This is a genomic window from Rhizobium sp. P1_E1 (assembly GCF_056406015.1).
Map to the genome: position 1 here is coordinate 1 of NZ_JBFUAY010000438.1, position 2,053 is coordinate 2,053.

Genomic DNA, 2,053 nt, shown 5'->3' on the forward strand with positions numbered 1-2,053 from the left:
AAATTGATGTTCATCGGCTGGAACGATCGTTTGCCCGGCTCCTCGTCGGTGACGATGTGCCCACCGGTGATGTGGCCGAGCAGCGCGCCGAGCGCCGTCGTCGCCGGCGGTAGCGAGATCGCCTCGCCCTTGCGTTCGGCGGCGGCGAAACGCCCGGCCATCAGCCCGACGCTGGCGCTTTCCACATAACCCTCACAGCCGGTGATCTGGCCGGCAAAACGCAGGCCGGGCCGCGATTTTAGCGTCAGTGACCGGTCGAGCAGGGTTGGGGAGTTGATATAGGTATTGCGGTGCAGGCCGCCGAGACGGGCAAATTCCGCATTTTCCAGACCCGGGATCATCCGGAAAATGTCCGCCTGCGCGCCATATTTCAGCTTCGTCTGGAAGCCGACCATGTTGTAGAGCGTGCCGAGTGCATTGTCCTGCCGCAGCTGCACGACGGCATAGGCCTTGACTGTCGGGTTATGCGCGTTCGTCAGCCCCATTGGCTTCATCGGTCCGTGGCGCAGTGTCTCGCGGCCGCGTTCAGCCATCACCTCGATCGGCAGGCAGCCGTCGAAATAAGGCGTGCCCTCCCATTCCTTGAAACCGACCGTGTCGCCTGATATCAGCGCGTCGACGAAGGCATTGTACTGCGCCTCGTCCATCGGGCAGTTGATATAATCCTTGCCGGTGCCGCCAGGCCCGACCTTGTCGTAGCGCGACTGATACCAGCAGATATCCATGTCGATGCTCTCGCGGTAGACGATCGGCGCGATGGCGTCGAAGAAGGCGAGCGAATCCTCGCCGGTTTCTGCCTGGATGGCGCTCGCGAGCGACGGCGCCGTCAGCGGTCCGGTGGCAACGATGGCAAGATCCCAGTCACTGGGCGGCAGGCCGGTGATCTCTTCACGCACGACGGTGATGAGCGGGTGGTCATGGACCGCCTTGGTCACCGCCTCGGAGAAGCCGTCACGATCGACGGCGAGCGCACCGCCGGCCGGTACCTGGCACCGATCGGCAGCGGCCATGATCAGCGAGCCCGCCATGCGCATCTCTGCATGGATGACGCCAACGGCATTGCTGGTCGCATCGTCGGAACGGAAGGAATTGGAACAGACAAGTTCGGCCAGGCCGTCGGTCTTGTGCGCATCCGTGCCGCGCACCCCGCGCATTTCATGCAGGATGACCGGAACGCCGGAACTGGCGATCTGCCAGGCGGCTTCCGAACCGGCAAGCCCGCCGCCGACGACGTGGATGGGGGAATAGGAGGAGATCGTGTTCATCCTGGGCTGATATCATGTCGGCAGGAGCGATCCAACACCCGGGAATCAAAAACGGCGCCTTCGTGGCCCAGCACCTCGGAATCAAAAACGGCGCCTTCGTGGCCCAGCATCCCGGAATCAAAAACGGCGCCTTCGTGGCCCAGTACCCCGGAATCAAAAACGGCGCCTTCGCGGCGCCGTCTTGGAAGCATCGTACTCGCTATTAGCGGAACGAGCGGGATGCAATATTGCGGATGTCGTAGCGGCTGACGCCGATATCGGACAGGGTCTGGTTGGAAAGGCCGCCGAGTTCGTTGAGCGTACGACGGTAGCTGAGCCAGCTTTTTGCAATGCGGATCGGGTTCATTTTCTTCTTCCTATGTCCGCGGGACGGCGGGATCGCCTGTCTCTCTGCGGTTGATGTTTATATAGGCGATATCAGTCCGATTGTGCAGTGCAAATAAAAGGCGTCTGCCATGCAATTGTGCAATGTGATGCTCGACAATTAGGCGGTGAATATTTTTTGGGCGGGCTAATCAAGCGGAAAAACATGCAACCGCCGCGCCCACCACGTGCAGACAAAAGAAAACGCCCGCTGTGGGTACAGCGGGCGTTTCGATCGAGAGCAATCGTGCTTGGGAGGAACGGCGATCGCCTTGAATCAGCGGGAAGAAGCCTCACGGGCAACGCGATGGATGTCCGAACGGTCGATGCCGAGATCGTGCAATTCGCGGTTGGTCATGCGGCCGAGTTCCGTGACGGTCTGACGATACTTGCGCCAGTTATTGAAAGAGCGAGAGAAGTTCATG

3 protein-coding genes are annotated in these 2,053 nt (G+C 60.8%); all 3 read right to left on the bottom strand.

The genetic code is table 11. The annotated features are described in order from the left end of the window. Window positions 1-1,265, bottom strand: a 1,265-nt coding sequence (gene trmFO / locus AC1D1Z_RS36805; RefSeq protein WP_477853743.1) for a methylenetetrahydrofolate--tRNA-(uracil(54)-C(5))-methyltransferase (FADH(2)-oxidizing) TrmFO, incomplete at its 3' end; no start/stop codon positions are given. 202 nt (window positions 1,266-1,467) lie between these two features. Further along, entirely contained in the window at window positions 1,468-1,611 is a 144-nt protein-coding gene (locus AC1D1Z_RS36810; RefSeq protein WP_003573524.1) for a DUF1127 domain-containing protein, read from the bottom strand. A 294-nt stretch (window positions 1,612-1,905) separates the two neighbouring features. Further along, window positions 1,906-2,052, bottom strand: coding sequence for a DUF1127 domain-containing protein (locus tag AC1D1Z_RS36815; RefSeq protein WP_010067591.1), 147 nt, complete (start codon window positions 2,050-2,052; stop codon window positions 1,906-1,908). Between the last annotated feature and the right edge of the window lies 1 nt (window position 2,053).